This is a genomic window from Anaerohalosphaeraceae bacterium, assembly GCA_035378985.1.
Lineage (GTDB): Bacteria > Planctomycetota > Phycisphaerae > Sedimentisphaerales > Anaerohalosphaeraceae > JAHDQI01.
On record DAOSUR010000001.1, the window covers coordinates 116,300 to 134,966 of the forward strand.

Genomic DNA, 18,667 nt, shown 5'->3' on the forward strand with positions numbered 1-18,667 from the left:
ATGACAAAAAGAGAATACACCCCTCATCAGCAGAACATTATTTCAAACTATTATCAGCATTTGGACACCATCCTTTTGGGGCGAATTCAGGAACTGGTCAGTCAGATTTATCTGGCACAAACAGAAGGGAAGCGACAGTCGCTTTGGAAGCGTGTTGAAAAGGCCTTGGTCAAACTAAAAATTCCTGACCCTATCCGTCAGCACATTCTGCAAAAGAAAGATGCGGAACTGCTGGCGAAAAACCTGGAAGAATGGCTGCGGGGCGGTTGATTCAGATGCTCAGTAAGTTCGGATAAGTTCGAGCATCCTGCGATCCAAGAGATGTCCCTTGTATTTTTCATATTGAACATCGGTCCTTCGGCTGTCGAGGACGCCGAAATCGCCTCTCAGATTCCATAATGCATGTCCCCAGCCGGCTTCTTTCCATAACTGGAGCCAATCTTCCATCCACCGAAGGGCTACGGTATGAGGGGTCTTGTTAAAGCAGCCCCATTCGCCGACCTGAACGGGCACCCCCTGACTTTCGAGCATTTTCCAGGGTTTAATCAGTTTTTCCTTCAGATAATCCTTGTCCCAAATTGTGCCGTCATCGGCCTTAAGGGGCCAGGTCGGAACCTGTCGGGTCTGAAAGGCATTCGGCGGCATCCAAGAGGCCTGGTAATGGCTCACACTGACGGGATCGTAGCCGCGTGTGCTTTGGACGACTCCCAAATCGGCAATTCCCCAGATGGGTAAACGACCGACATCCTTGCCGTCAGCCATGATAAGCCGGTCCGGGTCCTCCTGACGAATGGCCTCGACCAGAGCCCGAACAACCTCTACGTGGCGGGTCTCGTCCGGCAAATGCGGCGGTTCGTTAATCAAGTCAAAGCTCAGCTGAGTGCTGGGAATTCCTTTGTATCGACGGGCAAACATTTTCCAATGGAATACGGCCCCTTCCAGGGCTTTTTGCATATTGTCCGGGGTGTCCTCATACAAGTCCACCGGTTCGGCCCGGCGGTTATTGATGCAGTATCCGGGGATTCGATGCAGATTCAGATTGATGTGAATCCCGTACTGTCGGCCCCATTCAACAGCCTGGTCAATATCCTCCAAAACATCCTCGCGAACTGCAAACCAGTTCTTCTTATCCGCCCAGTGCCAGTAGGACATCGGGAGACGTGCAAAATTAAAGCCCCAGTCGGCCATGATTTCGAAATCTTTTTCAACAAACGGCCGACGAGGCCCCTGCCCGCTGAACTTTTCGAGCAAATTGAATCCGCGATAAAGGGGAAGCGATACTTTTCCTTGAGAAAACTTTTCCATAGCGAAGGTTTTCCGGGAAAGAAAGGCAGCGGCTGAAGCAACACCGACCTTTACAAAGTCACGTCTGGTAATCATATCGAACCTTTTATATTCTTTTGCCAAGCCGCAAGTATTTTCGGGGCATTATACCAACCTCTCTGCTGCAGACAACCTCGATAATTGTTTTTCCCCAAGAAGTCCGATAATGTACCTTCCAGGTCAATACGATTTCATTGAAAAAGGTCAAAAGCCATAACTCTTTATTAAATAAGTTCTTAACAAACCATAAATGGCGGTTTCCGAAGCAACTGTTTTTCTATATTAAGTCCGGCAAATAAGCCGACGAAGGAAAAAACAGGCAGGTTACCGTTTGGCACAATCTTTTTAAGGAAAAAAGATTATGAAAAGCCGGACACTGTTTGTTCTGTGTGTGGCGGGGGCAATCGTTCTTTGGGGAGTCTGGGGCTGTCGAAAAAGACAGGCACAGGCAGCGGACACAAAACCGCAACCTCTCACCGTTCAAGTCCAGCCCGAATCACCGGTCAAACCCAAATCATCTGAAAAAGGGATTTGTATTCCGCGGCCGATTCAACAGAAAGACGAGTTTACAGATTTTGTGCCGCCGAAACGTGAGCCAATGGATTTGCCCCTGCAATGCCGATATGTTCAAACCATTATTCAGACAGACGGAACAGCCAACGAACCGGTTTGGGCAGGTCTGCCGGAGATTACAACTCTGGATGCCTCCTCTCAAAGGCCGATCCGACTGAGGGCATTTCACAACGGACAAAACATCTTTCTTCTGGTTGTCTATCCGGACAGTGCCGCGTCAGAATCTCACAAAAGTTGGTTCTGGGATTCTGCAGAGCAGATTTACAAGCCGGGCAATGACCAGGAAGATATGCTGGTGCTCAAATGGCGGCTGAGCGGGGAGAATCTGTCTTTGTCGCCGGAGCAGCTGGTGCCTCACAAAGCCGACATCTGGTTCTGGAAGGCCTGTCGAACCAATCCGAACGGATATCTGGATGACAAGCAGCAGGAGGTGACCCTTGAGCCGCAGGCTGAATCACTGGCTCTATCCTCAAAGCAATACGGGACCCTTTATCTGCGCCGAACGGGGGATGAAGGCCGGGCCGCTTATACGGAAAAATTCTTCTTCGATTATCAGGGAGACGTTCTTCTTCGCTACTATCCGCAGGAGCCGTCCGGCAGCCGAGCGGATATACGCGGCAAAGGTCAATGGGCGGACGGACACTGGACCCTTGAGATTCAGCGGGCCCTTCAAACCGGACACGAGGATGACGTACAGTTTGAGGTTGGACAAACTTATTTATTTGCCGCTACCGTCTATGAAATGGCCGGTACAGGCATCGAACCGCAGTGGCATCAGCCCCTGTACCGAACCGGAAACGCTTTTGACCGATTATACCTTGTCATTGAACCGCCGCATAATTGAGATTGAAAAGCAATGTTCAATTTGATTCGAAATCTTCCGAAAACTTATTCGTTTTCCACGGTCGCTCAGGTGGGGGCGGCGGTTATCTTTGCCGCGCTTTTGATAATAGCCCTTTTGTCCATTTATTTTCACCATCAGACCTATGAGCAGATTGAGTGCCACGTTCAGTGTGAAATCAAAGAATTGGGACTGCTTTCGGAAATTGTTTATGAGTTTTCAAAAACAGCGTTCACCTTTCGGACCAGCTGGCTGAATCAATCCAGCAACATTGAACCCTCCCTGAACCATCTTCGCCGGATCGAAGAGAATCTGAAAAAGCTGAAAACCGGAACAAACAGTCCGCCGCTTTTCCATCAGCAGCTTCAGGACAATGTAAAAAAATGCAAGACACTTCTGTACGCCTATCAGTCCACATACTTTAAAGATCCGAGTCGAGATTTGGCTCGGGAATCCCTGGAGGCTATCAGCACAATCCTGGAGGATTCCAAAGAAAAATCCATTTATTACTGCCGCGTTGTCCAGGAAGAGATTCATCAAACCCTGGGGCGGTTGGCGGCTGATTTGAAGCACACTCAGGTTCTCATCAGTTTGTTCCTGCTGGCGGCGGAAGCCGCCATCATCGGAGTAGTGAGCACTTTGTATCTGCTGCTGAAGTATTATTTGAAACAGATGATAGAGGCCGCGGATGCCATTCGTCAGGGGGACTTATCCCATCGGATCGAACAGCCTCATTCCGACCTGATCGGTCAGGCAGCCCTGCGGCTTAATCAGATGGCCGAACGAGTTCAGCAGACGGAGGAAGAGCTTCGCAAAAGCAATGACCACCTGCTTGAATTGCTGGAGGAGGTGCGAAAAGCCGATGTAATGAAGAGCGAATTTCTGGCAAATATGAGTCATGAAATCCGCACCCCGATGAGCGCCATTCTGGGATTCGGTGAACTGCTGAAGGAAGAAGAACGGCTCAGCGGACGTCAGAAAGAATATATTCAGATGATTCTGAACAACGGACGGATGCTGCTGCAGCTGATTAACGACATCCTGGATTTCTCGAAGATTGAGGCCGGCAAGCTGAAAGTGGAAAGAATCGATTTTTCGCTTTCGGAGTTTCTGGAAGATTTATTCTCAACCCTTCATCCGCTGGCAGCCGCCAAAGGTCTTCAATTTGAAATTCTTCAATGCAGCGACTTGCCGGGAACGCTGAATTCAGATCCTGTACGCCTGCGCCAGTGTCTAATCAATCTGGCGGGCAACGCCATCAAATTTACGGAAAAAGGGCATGTGTTTATCAACGTAATGAAAGAACAGGAAGACAATGCTGATTTCATCCGTTTTGATGTGGAGGACACGGGCATTGGGATTCCGGAAGACAAGCTGGCTGTGATTTTCGACGCCTTCACCCAGGCCGACAGCAGTATGACCCGGCGCTACGGCGGTACGGGTCTGGGCCTTTCGATTACAAAGCGGCTGACGGAACTGCTCGGCGGAAAAATCACCGTGCACAGTACCGTCGGACGCGGGTCGGTTTTCTCAATCCGGCTGCCGACCGGCGTCGACCCTTCGAAACAGACATCCCATAACCGATATGAAACAGCCGAGAAGGCCATTCAGCAGCCTTCCGAAGAGGAGCCGGAGCAGATTCGTCTTTCGGGACGAATCCTGGTGGCGGAGGATGCCAAGGCCAATCAGATGCTGATTCGGCTGCTTCTCGAAAAAGAGGGACTGCAGGCGGTGGTTGTGGAAAACGGTCAGGAAGCCCTCGAGGCCGTTCTGTGTGAATCCTTCGACCTGGTTCTGATGGACATGCAGATGCCGTTAATGAGCGGCCTGGAAGCCGTCCAGGCCATCCGAGCCAAAGGGCTGACTTTGCCTATTATTGCCCTGACAGCTCTGGCGATGAAAGGGGATGATGAAAAATGCCTGAAGGCCGGCTGCAGCGATTATTTGACCAAACCGATTGATCGAAAAGCCCTTCGGCGAATTCTCCAAAAATACCTCTGCAGCAAGACAGCTGGAAAAAGTTAAGCTCTCCTATTGCCCCTTTTGTTTTTCCATCTGCCGCATTGACCCATTCCTCCGCCTTGGATACAATCACGGGTTCATGCTTATCAGGAGAAAAAACGGCACATGTCAGGGACAGTCGGACAGAACATTTTGCTGAATCTGGGGCAGATGGATGAGCTGGCCCGATTGGAAAGCCCGATTCACCGGCTGGATGCCCGGGTCAAAGTTTTGACAACCATTGTTTTTCTGGTGTGTGTGGTTTCCTTTCCCAAATATACCGTTTCGGCCCTGATTCCGTTCTTTCTCTACCCCTTCTATTTGATGACAGCGGCTCATGTGCCGGCCGGTCTTCTGCTTCGTCGGCTGGCAGCCGTCAGCCCTTTAGCCGTGCTGCTGGGAATCTGGAACCCCTTGCTGGACCGACAAGCTGTACTGTCAGTTGGATTTCTCTCAGTCAGCGGCGGCTGGCTTTCATTCTGTTCTATTTTGCTGCGATTTGGACTAACCGTCGGGAGTGTGCTGATTTTGCTTGCAACGACCGGCCTCGAAGGCGTTTGTGCGGCTTTAGAAAAAATCAAGATACCGCGGATTTTTGTTCTGCAGATTCTTTTTCTGTATCGTTATTTGTTTGTGCTGATGGAGGAAGCCGCTCGGATGCTTCGGGCTCGTTCCCTGCGCAGCTTCGGCGGACGGGGAACCGGTCTGCTCTCCTTTCGGGGAATGGCCGGCAGTCTGCTGCTTCGAACATTTGAGCGGGCGGAGCGCATCAGCCAGGCGATGTATTGCCGGGCATTTGAAGGCCGGATTCCCACAAAGCAGGTTTTCCAGATAAGCCGGCAGGATGTTTTGTTTTTCTTTTTTTGGACCGTTTTTTTCATTATTTTCCGTTGGGTCAATCCGGCTGCAATATGGGGGCGGTTCCTTGAAGGGATAACAGGATGAGTCATCATCTGGTTGAGGCGGACAATCTTTTTTATACCTATCCGGACGGAACGGCGGCCCTGCAGGGAATCTCGTTCCGCATTACGCACGGTCAGTCCGTAGCCCTCGTGGGAGGCAATGGAGCAGGCAAATCCACTCTTCTGCTGCACCTGTGCGGCTGCCTGCTGCCGACCAAAGGCACATTGCGAATCGGCAATCTTCCGGTCAGCCGTCAAACCCTGTCGGCCATTCGCAAAACGGTCGGAATGGTGTTTCAGGACCCAGATGACCAGCTGTTTATGCCGACGGTGTATGAGGATGCTGCCTTTGGGCCGCACAACCTCGGGCTGGATGCCCAGCAGGTCCGTCCGGTAGTCGAGGAAGCCCTTCGCCGTACGGGTGTGCTGCACCTGCAGAATCGACCGCCATTCCGGCTGTCGGCAGGAGAAAAACGGCGGGCGGCAATTGCTTCTGTTTTGGCGATGAGTCCGGATATCCTTGTCCTGGATGAACCCAGTGCCAATCTGGACCCTCAGGCCAGACGGGAACTCATTGACCTGCTGCGGTCGTTTGAACATACGAAAATCATCGCCACCCATGACCTGGACCTGGCCATGGATTTGTGCGAGCGGACAATCGTTTTAGAAGGAGGCAGGGTGGTGCTGGACGGCTCGACAGAAGAGGTTTTTCAGAATGAAAAGGTGCTTTCGAAAGCCCGCCTGAGCAAACCGCTTCGCCTGCAGGGTTGTCCTCTCTGCGGGCGGAATCCCTCTCCCTCCGGTTAAAAAAGGAAAAGCCCCGCCGAACAGACGGGGCTTTTGAGTGCTCCAATGCACCTGCCAGATTAGCAGGGTTTGACCTTGGTAGCGCAAGGGCCTTTTTTGCCCTGGCCGACTTCGTATTCGACCTTCTGGCCTTCCTTGAGGGATTTGAATCCGCTGGCCTGAATTTCCGAGTGATGGACGAACAAATCGCTGCCGCCTTCCTCGGGACAAATAAAACCGAATCCCTTGCTGTCATTGAACCACTTGACTGTACCTTTTGCCATTGCTTGTACTCCCGGGACTTAACGTCCCTAACTTTCCGTGCCCTCCTGCTTTTTGTAAAAGGGCCTGCATCCCGGAGAGCAAATAAGAACACCGGCCCGCACCTGTTGAGAAAAAACGGTTAAAACCGTCTGCGCCCGCCGCCGCGGTTGGGCCGCCGGTCGCCTCCGCTTCGAGGAGCCCGTTCAGGCCGCTGACGAGCTTCATTTACGGTAAGGGTTCGGTTCATCATTTCTTTGCCGTTGAGGGCCTCAATGGCGGCCTGGGCTTCGGCATCATCGGGCATCTCCACAAATCCGAATCCGCGGGAGCGCCCTTTGAATTTATCCTTGATAATGCTGGCAGAGGTCACACGGCCGAAGGTTTCAAACAGACGGAGCAGATCACTTTCTACAACGTCAAACGACAGATTTCCTACATAAATGTTCATGGTTTTTCCTTATTGAAAAGTATTTCCTTTGGCTCCGTCCGGCGCCGATGCGCAGAGGAGATGACCGCATGAAAAAACCGCCTTCGGAGGAATCCTGACTCGGGAAAGACTCGCGGGGCAAGAAATTCTTAAAAACCGACCTCTTTGAAGGGTTCTTAAATGTCCAAAACCGCCTTGTAATATTCTAACCTTCCTGACTCAAATTGCACGTTCTGCGAAATGACGAGCAATGGAAGGGAGAAAACTCTCTTTCATTGAGGCACGCTGACTGATCGTGTCCAGTCATTTCGATAGTTCATTATCTCTAAGTATCGGAAAAAAAGCAAGAGAATTTTAAAAATCCTTTCAATATATCGCCTTTTAAGGTCTATATTGTCTGTATATTGTTTTTTCTTCCTGTCAAAACATTGTTCCTATTTGCTTTTTTTTCGAAACAACATAAGGTAATTTCAGAAAGCGGCATTTGACGGAGAATCAGATGAAATCGTATCGGAAAGAACTTTGGTTTCAGACTTCGCGGCGAAGAGAATTGGTCAATATTACACCGCAAGTGGAGCAGTGTCTGGCCGAGTCCGGCATCTCCGAGGGGTTATGTCTGGTGAACGCGATGCATATTACCTCGTCCGTTTTTATTAATGATGATGAGCCCGGGCTGCATCACGATTTTGAAGTCTGGCTGGAAAAATTGGCTCCGGAAAAGCCCTATGAGCAGTATCGGCACAATGGTTATGAAGACAACGCGGATGCCCACCTGAAACGCACCATTATGGGGCGGGAAGTCGTCGTGGCCGTCACCAAAGGAAAACTGGATTTTGGGCCGTGGGAGCAGATTTTTTACGGGGAATTTGACGGAAAGCGCCGCAAACGTGTTCTTGTAAAAATCATCGGTGAATAAGGCGACTGGAGTGCTCCTTTCTTTTCTCATTCAGACTGTTGTAATTTCGCTGTCAGGCGTGATGGCACCGGGGCCGGTTACCACGGCCACGCTGGCTCAGGGCAGCCGAAATCGCTGGGCCGGAACGCTGATTGCATTTGGGCACGGAATCCTGGAGATTCCCCTGATTTTTCTGCTGATGCTCGGACTCGCCGCTGTTTTTGAATATCCTTTGACACGAACCGCAATCGGTATCGCTGGAGGTCTTTTTTTGATTTGGATGAGTTTCGGGATGCTTCGGGAAATCCGAAAACCGGATTTCAATCCGCAGGCCGTCTCCAGCCGCGGGCCGCTGATGACCGGATTTTTCCTCTCGGCCACAAATCCCTATTTTCTCTTCTGGTGGGTCAGCGTAGGGCTAAACCTGGCCTGGAGGGCTCAGGCGATAGGATGGTCTGCTCTTGTACTCTTTGCGGTCGTCCACTGGGCTTGTGATTTGGTCTGGCTGACGATTTTAGCATTCAGTGCCTTTTACGGAGCCAATCTGCTGAGCCGGCGAAATCAGAAATGGATTCTGGCGTTTTGTGCGCTGGCACTGGCCGGATTCGGCATCCGGTTTCTTCTTGATGCCTTTTACTCTGACTTTTCCTCCTGAAGCGGCTGGGTTTTGAGTTCCTCCTTGTGAAACGGTTCGAGTACATCCTTAAGGGTGTACTGTGCCAGAGTCTGCCGGATTTTTTCAAAAACGCCGACAATCTTGGGGTTGTGAATCGGGTCGGCCTGTCCATAACTGAGTGAATCGACCACCCGGCTGATATCAGCCAGCGTGATATGAGCCCCGTCGGTGGAGGGCACATATCCCTGAACCGGCTCATTGGTATGGCACAAAAGGCCGCCCTTGACCAGATGGTCCAGCAGCCGACGCGCCACCTCAACCGGCATTTCCAGATTGGCGGCCACCTGCTCAACACTGACAGGCAGCTCTTCCTTCTGTTCAAAAACCCGCAGGACAAATTCGACCATTCGCGTGACAGTCTGATCATTGGCCAAAAAACAGACATCAGACGTCCGCTGCGCCCGGGCCAATTCAGCCGCATCGAGAGTGCGCAGGTGCTGGACGGCATAGGTCAGCTGAAGACCAAATAAAATGAAAATCCATGTCCAGTAAATCCAAAAAACCGTCAGTGGGATGATTCCCAAAATCCCCCAGACGGCGTTAAAAGGCACAAATCTTGTCACGTATAAGCCGAACAGAAACTTGGCTGTCGTCCAGAGAACTGCTGCGATGACGGCTCCCCACAGAGCCGCGGAAGGGCGAACAGATGTGTTGGGGAGCATATAATAGAGAAAGAAAAAAAGCAGAACACTGATGAGAAAAGGCAAAACGGGCTGAATATAGCGGATGAAGCCCTGATGAACCCCTTTCATCAGCATAAATTGAGTACTCAGATGGATTCCGAGTCCCAGCAGAAGCGGACCGAGGGTGAGAAGCGACCAGTAATTGACCATTCTTTTCAGGAAAGAGCGGCCTGTCGGGACTCGGTAGATGACATTAAAGGCCTTTTCGACGGTTGACAGCAAACCAATAGCAGCATACACCACAAGCAAACCGCTGACAATGCCGATTGCTCCTGTGTTCAACCGTCCAAGATAGTGATCGGTCAATTCATCCAGTTTTTCAGCCACGCTGATTTTGGGGGGAACTTGACCGTTAGGACGCGGCCCGGTCACTTTATCCGTCGGATACTCCAGACGCGTCAAATTCATTTGCTCATAGACAAAGGCCCTGACCTTGGCGCTTACATCGCGATAAGCCGGAAACATCTGAAAAATCATCAGCATCACGATGGCCGCAGGTACCAGGCCGAAGATGGTATAGTAAGACAGGGCCGCCGCCTGCGTGCCGAATCGGTTGACGCGAAGCAGACGGATGCAATGCCGCCAAATGCGAACCTGGAAAACAAGAAATCGTGCCCAGCGGCCCAACTCTTCCACAGGCAATGTAAACCACCGCCTGAACCCCGGAAAGACGGATTTCATTTTAGAACTTCCTTCAAGAAGATTCTGCCCAGATTCAGCTGGAGAACTTTACCCCAATCAACCTGGGGCTTGTCAATCGTACCGCCGACGGACAGTACGATTCGATCAGCAGGGTCCTCGCCGGAACGGACGGACTGTCCGCCGAGTGTCCAGGGCATTTTCATTTCCATCCGAAGCCGCCGGTCAAGCCCGATTTGACCTGAAAAAACGACCGGATTTTTTCCGACATCCAACCGCATATTCTGATAGGAAATTACCTCTTTTTCCAGCGACAGTGCGGTCGGATGAAGCGTCAGAACAACCGATGGGTCACTGCCGAGTACAGTAAGCAGCTCTTTGAGAAATCCATCCGATCGCATCGTCATCTGGCTGAGGGCCAGAACGGATTTCATTTTCAACAGGTCTTTTCGAGCAGCACCGAGCGGCAGCACCAGTTCCTCACAGGAAAAATCCGCAATGCCGGAAACACGGCTGGCTCCGGCAAACAATGGGTTGACGTATTCAAGGAGATTTCGCGTCAGTTCATCGTTGATTTGTACTTTCTCAAGAATGGTCATGGGTTTGCGCAGGTGAAAAACCGGCGGTGTACTCTTGAAATCAATATCCCCCGCCAGCCGGAGTATCCCATTGTTCACGGGTGTATCCGACAAATCGACTGTCGCACTGCCTTTGTCGGCCTTCAGTTTCAGCTCCGCAGCTCCAATCTGCAGTCCTTTATAAGCTGCTTTTTGAAAGCCGAATGAGCCATTGGCTGCAAGGGTCTGCCAGTCGAAGCCCTTTTGGGTTTTGCTGACGGTAAAATCGAATTGGTCATTCCGTTTTCCCTCGAGCATCAATTCATCGGGGAGAAAAGGGCCAAGCAGCGCCGACACCTCCTTTAAATCATATTCGGCCTGAGCCTTTCCGACAATTTGAGTCTTGTCCGGAGTATCTGTCTGCTGGAGACTGCCGCGCAGCCGAATCGCGTCGCTATTCAGTTCAAAATCCTTCAGATGGCGAAGCTCATTCTTTCTAAGGTCCCAGAGCACATCGGCCTTCAGGGTAATCTGTCGGCTGATGAACGGTTCTAAACCGGGTTTGCTGACGGTCAGATTCTCTGCCGCCGTCGAAGCGGTCAAAATTCGAAGGGTCCCGTCTTTCATTTCGATTCGGGCATCCGGCCGCACAATCCCTGTCATCGAAACATTTGCGGGCAGCGGATAGAAGAATTGAATAACCGGAGCGGCATGCTTGAGGTCCAAGCTTCCGGTCAGAGCCGATTCCGCCTGGATTTCGGGCTTGCTCCAGTCCAGCTTTGTCTCCGCAATCCGGAGAGTGCCGAGGGGCTGGGCGGACAGAACCGCCTGGCGGATGCTTGCGGATTTGGAATCCAAAAGAACCGTTAGGTCATAATCCTGTGATACCTCCGAAAAGGCGATGGACTTGTCAGCCTGTCGGACGGAAAACTCCCGGATGCTGACCTGTCCGGCGGCCTGAAGGGCATTTTGCTGCCGCAGAAGCTTGCCGTTTGCCGAGAGAAATCCGGCCGCCTGATATCCTTTCCAGTCCGCCAAAGAAGCGGTGAACGTCTGCACCTGGGCCAAATCAGCCGTTAAGGTATATTCGAGAGCATTCAGGCCCCCCTTTCCGGACAAACGGCAGAAGGAAGATTCGATTTCCAACTGCTCAATCAGCCAATCCGATGCCTGCGTAGAAAGACGGGCGCGGGCCTTGAGCGGCTGTTCGAGCCGAATGGTACGGCCTTCATAGACCTGCTCGAAACCGCTCAGGTCAGCTGAAAGCTGAAGATTTTGTATCTGTCCATTGGTAATTTTGGCACTTGCTGTTCCGTTCAGGGTTCCGGTTAATTGGACATCTTTGCCCGCCAGGGCCAGCAGAGGTGCCAGACTGCCCAGGGAGAGAGAATGAATTTCCGCATCAAACTGACCGCTCAGGCCGGCCAATCCCGTCCCAGAGGAAAAAACAAGCTCCCGCCCTTTGGCCTGGAGGGTGCCCTGCTGCTTCCCATCTCCAATGTCCATAGAGACAGACACGGCGGACTCTGCGCCGGCCTTGTTCAGAACAACCGTGGAAGCCAGATTGCGAACATGGAGCTGCATCGGCGGCAGACCATCAGGACGGGCCTGCTCGAGAACGGCCTGACCCTGTCGGATCTCCAGTTCAACAGGGCCAATCCGATAGACAGGGGACGGCGAGCTCTTTTGCGGATGCTCTGATTTCTGCGGGGCGGTCGATAAGGCGACCGGTCTTTTCATCTGAAGAAGAGGACCCTCCACTACCGCATCGGTAAGAGCAATACGTCCGGCAAGCAGAGCCAGCCATCGGGGACGGGCCTTCAGAGAAGCAATGCGAACCTGGGTGTCTCCGGAGGCATCCTGCCAGACAAGATTTTGCAGCCGGACGCCGCTGAACCAGCCGAGCGACAAATCCTCCGCCGTCAGCTTTCCATCCATAGAACGATTCAATCGCTTAAAAAGAAAAGAAGTGCCGGTTCGAGTGGACAGAAGCGACGGAAGGAAAGCAACCAATACAAAAACAATTCCCAACCCTATCGCCGTCCAAAGCCCGATTCGCCTGACAGACTTTTTCCGCTGCTTCGGGTCAGTCATAAGAGATATCTCCCAAAAAAGAAACGTTTCCGGGAAAAAACAAAAAACGATGACGTTCTTTTAATAACTATTCGGACAAAATTTCGCGAGATTTGGTCTCGATGATTTCATCAACCTGCTCAATATGTTTCTTGGTCAGGTCCTCGATTTCTTTTTTGCCCCGGTCACGGTCGTCTTCCGTAATAGTTTTTTTCTTCTCTTCGTCTTCGAGAGATTTGATGGCATCACGACGGATGTTGCGAATGGTGACCTTGACTTTTTCACCCATTTGCTTGACCTGCTGAACAATCTGCTTGCGTCGTTCCTCGCTGAGCGGAGGCAGATTCAGGCGAATAGTCTTTCCGTCCACCAGCGGGGCCAGACTCAGTTCGCTGGCCCTGATGGCCTTCTCAATCTCTTTCAGGCAGGAAGGGTCAAACGGTTTGATGACAATCGAAGAAGCATCCGGTACCGCAATGGTCGCCAGCTGTTTGAGCGGAGTGGGGGCTCCATAATACTCCACCGTGAGGTGTTCCACCAGACCGGGCGAAGCTCGTCCGGTCCGCACCGCCCGCAGTTCACTTTTCAGAAAATCGATGGATTTGTGCATATTCTTTTCGTGTTCAGAAACGATCTGTTTTGTCGTCATAGATGCTTTCCCCTTTCCTTCTTGTCTATTCTCGGTCTGAGCCGTCGGCCTCAGACGTTCAATCACTGATTAAGGTTCCAACCTGTTCACCCCGAAGGGCTTTTGTGATATGGCCGTCCCGGAAGAAATTCAGGACAACAATCGGAATATGATTTTCCCAGCACAAACTTACGGCGGACGGGTCCATCACCTTCAGATTCTGCTGTAGAACCTGATGATAGGTCATCCGCTCGATGAGCTGAGCGTTTGGATTGGTCTTGGGGTCGTCGGTATAAACGCCGTCCACCTTGGTGGCTTTAATCATCAGTTCAGCGCCCAACTCAGCCGCCCGCAGGGCCGCACAGGTATCCGTAGAGAAGAAGGGATTGCCGGTTCCCCCAGCAAGAATAGCCACCCGCCCCCGCTCCAGATGACGAAGGGCCCGCCGCCGAATGAACGGCTCACAGATAGCCGATACCTCGATGGCACTGAGCACCCGGGTCGGCTGGCCTTCTTTTTCGAGAATTTCCTGCAGAGCACAGGCATTAATCACCGTTGCCAGCATGCCCATATAATCGGCGGTCGTTCGGGGAATATGGCTTTTTCGCGAAAACGAAGGTCCCCGCAGGAAATTTCCGCCGCCGACGACAATGGCCACCTGGGGCCCGAGTTTGCAGATGCGAATGATTCGATCTGCAATGGCCTCGAGGGCCTCACCGTCAATTCCGAAACCATCGGGTTTGCAGAAACTTTCCCCTGACAATTTCAGCAAAATTCGTTTGTACCGTATCTCGCTCATACCCATCCTTGCTGCCGCCTGTCCAGGCGGGATGTAAAAAAGGCATCGGAAACCTGCGTTTACGATGCCTGATAGAACCGGCTGTTTATCCGATTTCGAATCGGACAAACCGCTTGATTTTTGCCCGACCGCCCGCCGCACGAGCCGCCTCATTGAGTACTTCGCTGACGGTTTTGCTGTCATCTTTCACAAAGGGCTGTTCGAGCAGGCAGTTTTCCTTAAGGAACTTGGCAATCTTGCCCTCCACAATCTTTTCGACCATGTTGGCGGGCTTGTTTTTAACCTGTTCGGCTGCAATCCGCCGTTCCTGTTCAAGAATCGAAGGGGACACGGAATCCCTATCCACGGCTATCGGCTTAATAGCCGTAATATGCATGGCAATTTCATTCGCCAACTGCCGGAGAGCCGCTGCGGTCTGGTCGGAATCGGTTTCAATCTCTACCATGGCACCGGTTTTCTCGTTGAAATGCACATAGGAGCCGAGCAGCCCGCTGCCGGCAATCGTATAACGGGCAAAGTCTCCGATTTCGATTTTTTCACCGATTTTGCTGACCGCTTCTGTAAGAATATCGGAGAATTTTCTGCCGGCCACTTCGATGTCCATCAGGTCCTGAGGGCTTGCCTGGGCATCCGCCTTCAGGGCACACTCGCCGAGTTTTTCGCACGCAGCCAAAAAATCGTCGTTTTTCGCAACAAAATCCGTTTCGCAGCAAAGAGTAACCATCGCCATCGAACGTCCGTCGCTGCTCTTTCGGCAAATCAGCCGGCCCTGCGTGGTTTCTCGTCCGGCCCGCTTCTGCAGAGTGGCCAGGCCTTTCTTGCGAAGCAGCTCCATTGCCGCTTCAAAATCCCCATTGGTTTCTTCGAGGGCCTTCTTGCAGTCCATCATTCCCTGGCCGCTGGCCTTGCGAAGTTTCATAACTGCTGCTGCTGATATCTCCGCCATTTGAGTCAAACTCCCGTTTGATGATCGTCTGTTTTTACCGCTTTTTTGAACCGAATCAAAAACAGCAAAAAAAATGATATTGTCTGATTATCCGGAATTCTCCGGAGCCGCTGATTCGGAAACAGAAGAAGGATTGTCGGAAGCAACCGTTTCCGGCTCCTCTTCGCCTGCTTCGGCAGCGCTGGCCAACACCCGCCGGCGAGACCGGCGGCGGCCGGCTTGAGCTGCTTCGAGCGGCTCACTCGGACGAACAATGGTCTTGCCTTCCGCGACGGCATCCGCCAGCTCATTCAGAATGATTTCAATCGCCTTAATCGAATCATCATTGGCCGGAATCACTACATCTACGGTATCCGGGTCGGAATCCGTATCAATAATGCCTATCGTAGCGATACCCAATTTTCGGGCTTCACGCAAAGCAATATATTCCTTTCTGGCATCCACCACAACAACGGCACCCGGCAGACGATTCATCTTGCGAATACCGGACAAATTGCTTCGGATTTTCCGCAATTCTCTTTTCAGGCGAGCCCCCTGCTTTTTGCTCTCTTCTTCCAGACGTCCGGAGGCCTCCATTTCCTCCAGTTCCTCCAGCCGCTGAAGCCGTGAACGAATGGTTCGGAAATTGGTGAGCGTTCCGCCAAGCCACCGTTCAGTCACATAATGCATTCCGCACCGTTCGGCCGCCTGCTGAACGGCTTTCTGGGCTTGGCGCTTGGTGCCGACAAAAACCACATCTTTTCCTTCGGAAACCAGTTGGGCAAGGAGCTTTTTGGCTATCAGCAGCCCCTTTAAGGTTTCCTTAACATTGATAATGTGGATCATCCCGCGTTTTCCGTAGATGTAGGGTTCCATCTTGGGATTCCAGCGGCTGACCCCGTGTCCGAAATGTACGCCCGCGCTGATTAATTCGCGAGCCAGTTCCTTATTCACAGAAACTAACCTCCAGATTCTAAAAAACGTTGATTGAAATTATACAAAGACTCTCTCTGTCTGGTCCACGAGACCAGAAGCACTGTAAGGTAAGGGAAAGACCATTCGGATGTCAAGAATTATCAGAATTTTCCGGCAAATTCTGAAAAAATTTCGTCGTCTTCAAGTTGCATGTATAAGACATACTGGAGCTCTATTGTTTTGTTTCTTTCAGTGCCTCCCCTATTGTTAAGGTCCTTTCATAGAGAGCACGTCCGATAATTATACCCGAAACACCTATTTTTTTTAGGTTTTTTATATCCTGAATAGTTGTAACCCCACCGGCAGCTACAATCGGAACGGTAACGGCTTTGACTAATTCCTCTGTTCGGGCTAAATTAGGGCCGGACAACATCCCATCCTTTTCAATATCGGTATAAATAATAGCGGCAATTGGCAATTGAGAAGCTCGGCGGGCAAAGTCCAGCAAATTTCCCCCTGTTTCTTTGAGCCACCCTTCGGACGCCACCCGAAATCCTCTCGCATCCAACCCCAACGCCAACCGTTTGGGAAAAAGATGCACCATTTTTGAAAACCAATCAAAATTGCTAACAGCGCTGGTGCCGATAATCACCCGCTCCAGTCCTAAATCGAGCATCTGCCGGATAGACTCTTCATCCCGAAGTCCTCCGCCCAATTCCACTTTCATCGGCAAACGGCTGAGGATTTGTCGGACCACATCGGTATGAAGCGGTCTGCCTTCTTTGGCTCCATCCAAATCCACAATATGGAGCCATCGGGCCCCCTGAGCGAAAAACTCTTCCGCCTGTTCGAGCGGATTTTCCCGATAGGTAATCTGGTTATCGTATCGGCCCTGAATCAGACGAACGCATTTACCGCCGCGAAGATCAATTGCGGGCAAAATGTCCATACTTCCCTGCTATAAATCGTAAAGGTCTTTGTCTGCAATTAAGGTAAAACCGTATTCAGCAATCAGTTTGCCGATATCGACTCCGTGAGGATTTTCCACTTCCAAATAACAGATTCCCTGCTTGTCTGATGCAGAAACAAATCCGTAGGCATCTTTGATATTAATATTCTTTTCGGCTAAAGCCGTAGTGAGTTTTTCAAGGTTGCCGGGCCGGTCAGCCGCGGTGACGGCAAAAACTTCCTTGAGGGCACAGGCCATCCCGCGGTCAGCCAGTGCCAACTGGGCCTCGGCTGGTTTGTCCACAATCATTTTCATCAGCCCAAACTCTCCGCGGTCCTGGATAGAAAAAGCCAGAATATTCAGACCTTTTTCCTTAAGAATGCGGGAAATAGACTGTATCCGACCGGGTCTATTTTCCAAAAAAACTGTAATCTGCTTGGCCATACTGCTGCTCCTTACTCGTATCCTTCGCCGTCAGAATGGGCTGCTATAGCTTTTCACGTTCATCTACAACACGTTTGGCCTTGCCCTCAAAAGCAGGCAGAGAACCGGGCTCGTGCAGTTCAATCCGGGAATTGATGGTAATCGAAGCACGCAGTTTTTCGTTGATTTTATTTTTGAGAGCTTCGAGGGCGGCTAAATCACCGGTAAACAGTTTAGAATAGATTTCCACCTTGACCGTCAGGCGGTCGAGCCCTTCGTGACGGCTCAGGTGAATCTGATAATTCGTTCCGACCTCCGGAATGCTCATCAGGACTTCCTCAATCTGGGAGGGGAAGACATTCACACCATTGATAATGAGCATATCATCGGTGCGTCCCGTAATGCGGGACATCCGTCGGGAAGTTCGCCCGCACGGACAAGGTTCCGGATGCAGAAACGCCAAATCCCGGGTTCGATACCGCAAAAGAGGAAGGGCATGGCGAATCAGGTTGGTAAAGACCACTTCACCCTCCTGACCATCCTCTACCGGTTCGCCTGTGCGCGGATCAATAATTTCAATGATGTACCCATCCTCCCAGACATGCAAATCATTTTTATAGACACACTCAAAAGCCACGCCGGGTCCGTTCATTTCACTCAGGCCGTAGGAATTGTAAATGTCGATGCCGAAAAGTTCCTGAAGTTTAAGCCGCGTATTTTCAGAATGCGGCTCGGCCCCCATCCAGGCCTTTTTTAGATTTAAGTCCGCCGGCGTCAGACCGAACTCCGGCATCCGCTGGTGAATGTGCAGCAGATAGCTGGGGGTAATATGCAGAACCGTCGTGCGGAAATCCCGCATAATCTGAAGCTGCCGCTGGGTATTGCCGCCGCCGACCGGAATCACCGCCATTCCCACCCGCTCGGCCCCGTAATGCATTCCCAGACCGCCGGTAAAGAGACCGTAGCTCATCATATTCTGAAAAACATCCGAGGGGCCGGCACCAGTGGCCACAATGCTGCGGGCCAGCAAATCCGTCCAGCGGTCCAAATCATCCGCTGTATAGTAAATCACCGTCGGGATGCCTGTGGTTCCGCTGGAGGAATGAATCCGAACAACTTTCTCCATATCGACAGCCAAAAGTCCCTTGGGAAATGCCTGGCGGAGGTCATCCTTGACGGTAAAAGGAATTTTCTTCAGGTCGTCCAGAGAACGGATATCCTCCGGAGAGGAAATCCCGACTTTAGGAAGACGCTTTTTATAAAACGGCGTTTGAAGGGCATACCCGACCACTTCCCTCAAACGTTCCAACTGGAGCTGACGCAATTCATGCCGGGGCAAGGTCTCCAGCCGCTGATTCCAGTATCGAATTTCCATTCCCGCTGTACCT

At 51.5% G+C, this 18,667-nt stretch carries 19 protein-coding genes; 7 read left to right on the plus strand and 12 right to left on the minus strand.

Annotation, left to right across the window (positions count from 1 at the left end):
* Nucleotides 1–270, plus strand: coding sequence for a hypothetical protein (locus tag PKY88_00550; protein ID HOQ03689.1), 270 nt, complete (start codon nucleotides 1–3; stop codon nucleotides 268–270).
* Between the two features lie 9 nt (nucleotides 271–279).
* On the opposite strand, the gene PKY88_00555 is transcribed toward PKY88_00550, so the two are convergent.
* Nucleotides 280–1,305 (minus strand): cellulase family glycosylhydrolase, encoded by a 1,026-nt coding sequence (locus tag PKY88_00555; protein ID HOQ03690.1) that lies wholly within the window; start codon nucleotides 1,303–1,305, stop codon nucleotides 280–282.
* A gap of 379 nt (nucleotides 1,306–1,684) precedes the next feature.
* On the opposite strand from PKY88_00555, the gene PKY88_00560 reads away from it, so the two are divergent.
* The 4 genes from PKY88_00560 to PKY88_00575 all read left to right on the plus strand — a co-directional run bounded on the left by PKY88_00560 (nucleotide 1,685) and on the right by PKY88_00575 (nucleotide 6,447).
* Nucleotides 1,685–2,740, plus strand: a complete 1,056-nt coding sequence (locus PKY88_00560; protein HOQ03691.1) for an ethylbenzene dehydrogenase-related protein — start codon at nucleotides 1,685–1,687, stop codon at nucleotides 2,738–2,740.
* A gap of 12 nt (nucleotides 2,741–2,752) precedes the next feature.
* Entirely contained in the window at nucleotides 2,753–4,762 is a 2,010-nt protein-coding gene (locus PKY88_00565; GenBank protein ID HOQ03692.1) for an ATP-binding protein, read from the plus strand.
* A 102-nt stretch (nucleotides 4,763–4,864) separates the two neighbouring features.
* Nucleotides 4,865–5,683, plus strand: a complete 819-nt coding sequence (gene cbiQ / locus PKY88_00570; protein ID HOQ03693.1) for a cobalt ECF transporter T component CbiQ — start codon at nucleotides 4,865–4,867, stop codon at nucleotides 5,681–5,683.
* Entirely contained in the window at nucleotides 5,680–6,447 is a 768-nt protein-coding gene (locus PKY88_00575; protein HOQ03694.1) for an energy-coupling factor ABC transporter ATP-binding protein, read from the plus strand. Before cbiQ ends, PKY88_00575 begins: the two co-directional genes overlap by 4 nt.
* A 59-nt stretch (nucleotides 6,448–6,506) precedes the next feature.
* On the opposite strand, the gene PKY88_00580 is transcribed toward PKY88_00575, so the two are convergent.
* Together PKY88_00580 and PKY88_00585 are read right to left on the minus strand one after the other, a co-directional pair.
* Nucleotides 6,507–6,710: a cold-shock protein gene (locus tag PKY88_00580; protein HOQ03695.1), complete on the minus strand. Its 204-nt coding sequence runs from the start codon at nucleotides 6,708–6,710 to the stop codon at nucleotides 6,507–6,509.
* Nucleotides 6,711–6,829: 119 nt separating this feature from the next.
* A complete protein-coding gene (locus tag PKY88_00585; protein ID HOQ03696.1) occupies nucleotides 6,830–7,138 on the minus strand; it encodes an RNA-binding protein in 309 nt (102 codons plus the stop codon).
* Between the two features lie 478 nt (nucleotides 7,139–7,616).
* Here PKY88_00585 and PKY88_00590 point away from each other — a divergent pair, with 478 nt between their 5' ends.
* Both PKY88_00590 and PKY88_00595 read left to right on the plus strand, forming a co-directional pair.
* On the plus strand, nucleotides 7,617–8,033 hold the full coding sequence (locus tag PKY88_00590) for a secondary thiamine-phosphate synthase enzyme YjbQ (GenBank protein HOQ03697.1): 417 nt from the start codon (nucleotides 7,617–7,619) through the stop codon (nucleotides 8,031–8,033).
* A 61-nt stretch (nucleotides 8,034–8,094) separates the two neighbouring features.
* Nucleotides 8,095–8,667: a LysE family transporter gene (locus tag PKY88_00595; protein HOQ03698.1), complete on the plus strand. Its 573-nt coding sequence runs from the start codon at nucleotides 8,095–8,097 to the stop codon at nucleotides 8,665–8,667.
* Here PKY88_00595 and PKY88_00600 read toward each other — a convergent pair.
* From PKY88_00600 to PKY88_00640, 9 genes are all read right to left on the minus strand, one after another.
* The gene (locus PKY88_00600) at nucleotides 8,646–10,052 is read right to left on the minus strand and encodes a YhjD/YihY/BrkB family envelope integrity protein (protein HOQ03699.1); all 1,407 of its coding nucleotides are present in this window, start codon (nucleotides 10,050–10,052) and stop codon (nucleotides 8,646–8,648) included. The genes PKY88_00595 and PKY88_00600 overlap by 22 nt on opposite strands.
* On the minus strand, nucleotides 10,049–12,661 hold the full coding sequence (locus PKY88_00605) for a hypothetical protein (protein HOQ03700.1): 2,613 nt from the start codon (nucleotides 12,659–12,661) through the stop codon (nucleotides 10,049–10,051). The genes PKY88_00600 and PKY88_00605 overlap by 4 nt, the downstream gene beginning before the upstream one ends.
* A gap of 67 nt (nucleotides 12,662–12,728) precedes the next feature.
* Nucleotides 12,729–13,289, minus strand: a complete 561-nt coding sequence (gene frr / locus PKY88_00610; GenBank protein HOQ03701.1) for a ribosome recycling factor — start codon at nucleotides 13,287–13,289, stop codon at nucleotides 12,729–12,731.
* Nucleotides 13,290–13,347: 58 nt separating this feature from the next.
* Nucleotides 13,348–14,067, minus strand: a complete 720-nt coding sequence (gene pyrH, locus PKY88_00615) for a UMP kinase (GenBank protein ID HOQ03702.1) — start codon at nucleotides 14,065–14,067, stop codon at nucleotides 13,348–13,350.
* 85 nt (nucleotides 14,068–14,152) lie between these two features.
* Nucleotides 14,153–15,013, minus strand: coding sequence for a translation elongation factor Ts (gene tsf / locus PKY88_00620; protein ID HOQ03703.1), 861 nt, complete (start codon nucleotides 15,011–15,013; stop codon nucleotides 14,153–14,155).
* Between the two features lie 87 nt (nucleotides 15,014–15,100).
* Complete coding sequence (gene rpsB, locus PKY88_00625; protein HOQ03704.1) at nucleotides 15,101–15,946, minus strand: 30S ribosomal protein S2; 846 nt, start codon at nucleotides 15,944–15,946, stop codon at nucleotides 15,101–15,103.
* Between the two features lie 193 nt (nucleotides 15,947–16,139).
* The gene (gene hisA / locus PKY88_00630; protein ID HOQ03705.1) at nucleotides 16,140–16,856 is read right to left on the minus strand and encodes a 1-(5-phosphoribosyl)-5-[(5-phosphoribosylamino)methylideneamino]imidazole-4-carboxamide isomerase; all 717 of its coding nucleotides are present in this window, start codon (nucleotides 16,854–16,856) and stop codon (nucleotides 16,140–16,142) included.
* Between the two features lie 9 nt (nucleotides 16,857–16,865).
* On the minus strand, nucleotides 16,866–17,300 hold the full coding sequence (locus PKY88_00635; GenBank protein ID HOQ03706.1) for a hypothetical protein: 435 nt from the start codon (nucleotides 17,298–17,300) through the stop codon (nucleotides 16,866–16,868).
* Nucleotides 17,301–17,343: 43 nt separating this feature from the next.
* Nucleotides 17,344–18,654, minus strand: coding sequence for a phenylacetate--CoA ligase (locus PKY88_00640; protein ID HOQ03707.1), 1,311 nt, complete (start codon nucleotides 18,652–18,654; stop codon nucleotides 17,344–17,346).
* Between the last annotated feature and the right edge of the window lie 13 nt (nucleotides 18,655–18,667).